Below are 6,310 nucleotides of genomic sequence, written 5' to 3'. Positions count from 1 at the left end.
CGGAGCAGGAACTGCGGTGGCTGCTGCGTCAGTCCCGAACCGCTCCGGTCCGTTCGCTGCGTGAGTTCGCCGAAGCGGAGATCATCATTCCTGATGGTCCCTATGAAGGACGCCGGTTCCGCTGCTCGCCCTGGAAACCTAAACGTTGATGTTTCACGAAAGAGCATCGATGCAGAGCGAATTTCAGAACTGAACGCAGATGCGAATTCCGATTGAAATGACCGAACAGAACATTGTGGGGATTACCGGACGGTCGTGATGCGAACGAATTTGCGTTGGTCTTCAAAGCGTATCAGGAATTTCTTCGGTGAACCTACTGTGAATTGCCAAGACAATTCGGCTGTTTTCTGATCGTCGGCATCTTGAATCTGAGCGGCTGACAGGCAAGAGAATACGAGTGACTTCTGGACACTTCTAATCGTGTTGAATTGTAAATGACTTCCCTTTCCCACGAAGTTCGTCATTTTCCATGATCTCTTTTCCTACTTTCCGGATCGCCTTTCTATCTGCAACTTCTCCTTGAGGTTCTGGGAGCTTCACTGAAATCTGAGTGATCCGCACAGGATTAGCACGCATCTCGATGTAGAACACTCGTCCTCTTTGAAGTTCGACGTCCTGGCCTCCAATTGAAAGATTTTCATCCACTCCTTGTTCATCGGAGGTATCACAATCGTATTCGATTGCAAGCGTTGATTCATTGATTGCCAATTTCTGGTGAAGCTCTCCTTTCTGATTGGTTACATGCATTTGATACGGAAACTTGTCGCGTTCGGCACCTTCGTATGCATGGTCAACAACGAGCAGAAATGCAAAGCGACTCCCGTGACGCGATTGGTGGGTCAAATACACATGGCCGGGAGTCGCGTTTTTCTTGATCGAAAATACCTCGTTTAGTTTCAGGTAATTGGAACCACAGCCAATCGCACCCTCCCCAGGCCAAAAATCTCCAACTGCTTCTCCACCGCTTGTAATTTGAGCTTCAACATCGGAGTCGACCGCTGCGAACAGCAACACAACCAACGCCATCGAAAGCCTGACACTAGGCGATTTGAACTTCATGCCTCGTCTCCCTCACACTAACAATTGCCGATGCATTTCCAGGTGAATGACACCGGTTTCAAATCGCCGTCAATTTCGTCAGTTGTCACAAGACCATTGCCTGCAGACGAGTACCATCGCCGGGCACTATGAGTCCAACTCCCGAATCCAGTCACATGAATAGTGTCACCGGTTGCGACTCCAGTCAGAATAGAATTTGCATGAAAAATGTCCTGCGTACCAGATGATCCATGCGGGGCATCTTCGTCTGGAGCTTCGCCCAAACTTAAATTGCCAGAACCAGCACCAAACAAGACGCCCTTTGCTTGGCAACAGCCTTCGACACAACCGCAACTAACTACAGCTTTCGCAAGACCACGTGCATTTCTACGAATTCTCCTTCCGGATACTTCGACAATCGAGTTAATTTGCACGTCACCATCTGTGGCTGCCCATTCGATCCTTCCTTGATAATTTCCTCCTCGAATGGCAAGCGGTTGCCGAACACCGTGTTTCACGCCGTTTCGAGGAGTTCCACCTCGCTGGAGTTTTGCTCTGCAAGGTGCTTCACCACTAGGGTCGGCGAAGTTGCACGGTGAATTCAAGACATATGTGTAAAAGGTGTTCGTTAATTGAACCAAAGGATCGACCGAATTCCACTGCCCAATTAAAGGCTCATAAACCCGCTGGCGAACGTAGTAGTCTTCCGTCTCTTCATCGTAGTAGTACCCGGACTGACCGTTCCATCGGAAAGGATTTTCCGTTGTGCCGGTGTGGCTGATTTCATTGCCCCAGGCGTCGTATTCGTAGGTGTCGGTGACGTTCTCGTTTTCATCGGTCAGTGCAACGGTATTGCCGAGGGCGTCCGTGTGGTAGAACGATGTTGACCCGTTGCGATGCTGACTGATCACGCCGCCGTAATGACCCGGCTCATGAGTGTACTCGACCGTTTTGTCAAAATTCTCGTCATACTCTTCGGTGATGTTTTCGTCGACTTCATCCCAGAGGAAATACTTGGTCGCCATCGTCAACCCTCCTGTTTGATTTGAAGTCCGTCGGGCTCAAAAATGCGGGTCACTCTCGACCCATCCGGATTGAGCGTCTGGACCGGCTTGTTTTCGAAATCCCAAATTGTCGTTGTTCGTTGACCAGCAGGCGTCAACACGATTGCCTGATTGCCATTCAGATCGTACGTGTACGTCGTTCGCCCGGAAGCGTCTGCTCCGTACACCAATTGATTCGCGTCATCGTAAACGTACGTCGTTCTTGCTCCGTCTTCGTTCTTCAGCGTGCGATTGCCACGCGAGTCATATGTGTAGGTGTGGCGAAAGGCGTTTGTGCCAGTACGATGTTCACCCGCGCAATGACAGCGTCTGCCCGGCTGATCTTCTCGCAGGACGATGAAACCGGCGACCCGAATGAACGGATGTTGTTGCAAGCCATTCGGCAGGAACCGGGAATCAACCGGCGTGGGCTTCATCGAGCGGTTGGCGGACGCATTACCGCCAGCGAAATGGTTCAAGCGTTGGCATCGCTACGGGATCGGGGCGAAGTCCGCTTTGAAACCGTCGCCACGGGTGGACGCCCCAGCGAATGCTGGTTTCCGATCATCGCCACGCCAACGCCTTCAACCGTGGTAATGCCGCCGTCTGAACCAGTCGAAGACGAACCAGCGGCGTCCGCGAACGCGGACGCTTTCGCTTCCCCACCGGAGGAACCGGCATCTCTGACGCTGGCGGAGCTATTTGAAGCGGTCAGCGACATCGGGGGCGTGTTGCGTCGGTCTGATGATGGTTGCATTGTCGATGCCCCGGCTGATGGTATTACGCCAGCTATCAAGAGAGCGGTTGCAGACCATCAGGATTCGTTATTAGCGATGTTGCGGGAGCCAGAGCCGGTTAATAGCGACGATCCGCCTGACACTGACAGCGGTGAAATGTCGGCGGAAGAGTTCTATGGCGAACTGAGCCAACTGACGGCGACGTGATGGTTGCTGGGCGGGGATGGCGACTCGATGGGTTGCCGTCCCCGTATTCTCTTCACAATCGCCGGTTGCAGGTTCCATGCAAACCGTGGTCCCAACGGGAGTTGAATTCACTTGAACGGATCGATGCGAGTTTTGTTCATCTTTTCGCCTGAACCGACCGTTTGGACCGTAGGTCCGATTTCCAAAAGTGTGTACTTTGAAGTCCATCAGCTTGAACGACGTTTTTTCAGGACTTACGGCGACGAATCGGACGGTTTTGGATGGGAACCTTGGAGTAGACTCCAAGGGCAACATATCGGGGAAGCAAATGGCACTGGCAATCTACCTGCGAGTCAGCAGCACGAAGGGACAAGAAACAAGGAGTCAGGAACCGGACCTGCAAACGTGGGCGAAAGCCCAGCCCGATGAAGATGTCATCTGGTACAAGGATCGGTTCACCGGGACGACGATGGAGCGTCCCGGCTTGGAACGGTTATTGGCTGATGTTCGTAGCGGCAAGGTGTCCAAGGTCTGCGTCTGGCGTTTGGATCGTCTGGGCAGAACCGCCAAAGGTCTGCTGACGCTTCTCGATGAACTCCAATCGCTCAACGTCGGATTCGTCAGCCTGCGGGAAGGGTTCGACCTTTCCACGCCAGCCGGTCGGTTGATGGCTGGCGTTCTGGCTTCGGTCGCTGCTTACGAAACGGAAGTCCGTAAGGAACGCCAATTGGCAGGCATTGCCAAGGCTCAAGCCGAAGGCAAAACGTGGGGTGGTCGCAAACCCGGAACACGGGTCAAGTTGACCGAAGAGAAGGAAGCCTGCATCCATCAGCTATTCGACCAAGGGGCAACCGTCGCTTCCATCGCTCGCACGGTCGGACTGGCACGCAAGACCGTCTATAAGGCATTGGAACGCCGACCGGTCGAAGCGTGATGCCCGAACAAATCAGCCTCGTCCCCTCGGCTGTCTTGCCTTTCGCCTTCACCACTTCGTAGCAAAGTAACAAAGCCCCAGCGTGGTGGTTTGGACTTTGCTCGCTTTGCTATGGCTTTGCAAATAGCAAAGGTCAACGGTCAACGGTCGGCGGGGACTTTGTTTGTTTGCTAGACGCTCTGGGCTGGAACGAAGCCGAAGACTTTGTTTGTTTGCTCAGCGGAGCAAAGGCGAAGCGGAAGGCATCGGGTGATGGGACTGCGTGGCTGATTTGTTGATGCCTTCGCCCGTGCTGCGGTTGGGTTGCAAAAATCCGAACCCAACAATTCCAGACGAATCGCTGACAGCCAAGGTGGTCGCTCTCGCTGCTGCACCGGCTCCGTGCGGTGATGTTCTTTATCGCACGGCGAATCGCTCACGCACGCACGGGAAAGCCGTCAGCCCAAGCGTAGATACCAGCATGAAGACGTTTCACGAATGGCTGAGAGAACGGCAGCAACAGGAAGGCTTGTGGTTGGGCGATGACAAGCTGGCACAGCCCGGCATGAGCAACGTGAACCCATTGGATCAGCCGAAGGCGAAAGAGAAGCCCAAGCCCACGGTATCGCCGGTGAAGACGCTCAAGGCGAAGCCAGCGGCGAAAGCGTTGAAGCGACCGAGGGTATCGTTAAGCAATCTTAGCAAGTAGGTTGCGAATGAACTCTTCGTTCGTGCCTACAAGAACTTTCTCACCAGTGCGGACGTGCGTTGAAAACAGATCGACTATTGGAGTAGCACGAATTTGATTGCACAAATCGTTTGTAATCAACGACGTTGGCTGGCGTTCAATTGTTCGATATGCCGTACAGCAAACCGCTGAATCGCTGTGCGAGAGATATGGAATGGCAAAACCAACGAATTCGTTTGGCTTCAAGAGCATGTTGAGTTCGAGTGCGTAAATGGTGTGTTCTTCGTCCAAATCTTGAAGTTTGGATTGCAGCGATTCGTAAACAGCTTCGGGAATGGCATCATGCAGTTCATTCACGAACGGTTCGGAATACTCGTGGAGTTCCGCTCCTGACAATGCCAAAAACTTATCGACGCAGAATTGAGACATTTCATTCATTTGAACAGGCTTACCACCTTCCCGGCTGCGTCAATCTCGGCGAATCCATAGAACTGCTCGACACCTTTCTTCCCTGCGAGTTCCCAAGCAGTTATGTGCATTCTTCCAACATAAACCTCACCGTCGATCACCAGTGCCGGATACTTTCCGGCAGGCAGGTGCGGCGGATGTACGGCTTGCTTACCAGCGAAACTCGCCGGATTGAAAGCTTTTGGGGCAACAATGTCTCCCATAACATCCGCTTGGAGAGCGGTTCGTGTTCCGAACAATAGCGACAAGCGACCGAATATTCCTAGTCCCAATACCGCTGATCCTTCGGCGTATCGTTGCTGCTTGAAGAGTTGACCGGTTGCCAGTGCAGTCACAGCTCCCTCGTAACTGGTGAAGGCGGCTGACGAAAATGCCCAAGCGAGTTTCCAACCAACGGACCCGGTCGCGAGGGCAAGTGGAGCACCGTAAATCACACCGGCTGCTCCCGCACCCGTCAAAAATCCAGTCGAGAACGCATAGGCATGATCCCGAAAGGAAAGAGCCTGGCCGTAAATTTTGGCAGCGACGGCATTCACAAACGTTGCTGCGAGACCGCTGGATACACCGGAAACAACCATTTTTCCCACAAGTGAAAATTCAAGCCCCGTCGGATCAATCCCGTTGACCGGGTCGGCATGCGTGTACAGATATTTGTGGAAACTCTGTGGATCGCTTTGATTGCCGAAGAATGGGTCGAGACGGTTGAATCTGCCGGTTGACGCGTTGTAGTACCTCGCACGCAGATACTGCTGGCCAATTCGGTTGTCGAACTGCTCACCGGAGTAGAGCAACGTCGTCAAAGCCAGTGAGGAGTCGGCAAGGTTGTCGACTCCGCCGCCGCTGGTGAGAGTTCCGGTTGCGTTCTGGATTGCCAGCAGTTGACCGTAAGCGTCGTAAGTGAAAATCTGAGCGACTGCCATTGCCAGATCTGTCAGCACTCGAACGCTGCCGTGTCCATCATGGCCGAAGGCATGCGTCGCCTCGCTGGTGATGACTCCTTGAGCATCAAACTCTTGAACCGTCTGCGAAATCTCATCCTGACCAAATGAGTAATCGATCGTCTTTGTCAGGGTACCTGAAAGAACATCGAAATGTGATTCACGGACAACTTGCTGGTAACCAGTGAAGTTGCGATGGTCGACCAGGAACTCGGTCCTGGTATGTGAATCCCAATTGCTGTCGGCGTCGGTGTCAATCTTCTGTTCCGCAGAAATTCGAATGCCTGACGAATCATAGT

General features: G+C 53.0%; 8 protein-coding genes. 3 read left to right on the top strand and 5 right to left on the bottom strand.

Annotated features, from left to right (window positions below):
• Nucleotides 1-414: 414 nt before the first annotated feature.
• Genes KOR42_RS25580 through KOR42_RS25570 form a run of 3 tightly spaced genes read right to left on the bottom strand, consistent with a single transcriptional unit; the run spans nt 415 to nt 2,476 of the window.
• Nucleotides 415-1,059 (bottom strand): hypothetical protein, encoded by a 645-nt coding sequence (locus KOR42_RS25580; RefSeq protein WP_146512643.1) that lies wholly within the window; start codon nt 1,057-1,059, stop codon nt 415-417.
• A 17-nt stretch (nt 1,060-1,076) separates the two neighbouring features.
• Complete coding sequence (locus KOR42_RS25575) at nt 1,077-2,063, bottom strand: RHS repeat-associated core domain-containing protein (protein ID WP_146512642.1); 987 nt, start codon at nt 2,061-2,063, stop codon at nt 1,077-1,079.
• Between the two features lie 2 nt (nt 2,064-2,065).
• Entirely contained in the window at nt 2,066-2,476 is a 411-nt protein-coding gene (locus tag KOR42_RS25570; RefSeq protein WP_197441602.1) for a hypothetical protein, read from the bottom strand.
• On the opposite strand from KOR42_RS25570, the gene KOR42_RS25565 reads away from it, so the two are divergent.
• From KOR42_RS25565 to KOR42_RS25555, 3 genes are all read left to right on the top strand, one after another.
• Nucleotides 2,465-3,025, top strand: coding sequence for a hypothetical protein (locus KOR42_RS25565; protein WP_197441601.1), 561 nt, complete (start codon nt 2,465-2,467; stop codon nt 3,023-3,025). The two genes, KOR42_RS25570 and KOR42_RS25565, sit on opposite strands and share 12 nt — an antisense overlap.
• A gap of 307 nt (nt 3,026-3,332) precedes the next feature.
• The gene (locus tag KOR42_RS25560) at nt 3,333-3,938 is read left to right on the top strand and encodes a recombinase family protein (protein ID WP_146512639.1); all 606 of its coding nucleotides are present in this window, start codon (nt 3,333-3,335) and stop codon (nt 3,936-3,938) included.
• Nucleotides 3,939-4,215: 277 nt separating this feature from the next.
• Nucleotides 4,216-4,626: a hypothetical protein gene (locus tag KOR42_RS25555; RefSeq protein ID WP_146512638.1), complete on the top strand. Its 411-nt coding sequence runs from the start codon at nt 4,216-4,218 to the stop codon at nt 4,624-4,626.
• Here KOR42_RS25555 and KOR42_RS25550 read toward each other — a convergent pair.
• Nucleotides 4,606-5,034 (bottom strand): hypothetical protein, encoded by a 429-nt coding sequence (locus tag KOR42_RS25550; RefSeq protein WP_146512637.1) that lies wholly within the window; start codon nt 5,032-5,034, stop codon nt 4,606-4,608. The two genes, KOR42_RS25555 and KOR42_RS25550, sit on opposite strands and share 21 nt — an antisense overlap.
• Nucleotides 5,035-5,039: 5 nt before the next feature.
• The coding region (locus KOR42_RS25545; RefSeq protein ID WP_146512636.1) for an RHS repeat-associated core domain-containing protein at nt 5,040-6,310 on the bottom strand (1,271 nt) is incomplete at its 5' end.

The organism is Thalassoglobus neptunius, assembly GCF_007859735.1.
GTDB classification, from domain to species: domain Bacteria; phylum Planctomycetota; class Planctomycetia; order Planctomycetales; family Planctomycetaceae; genus Thalassoglobus; species Thalassoglobus neptunius.
This window is presented reverse-complemented; position numbering and strand designations above follow the sequence as displayed.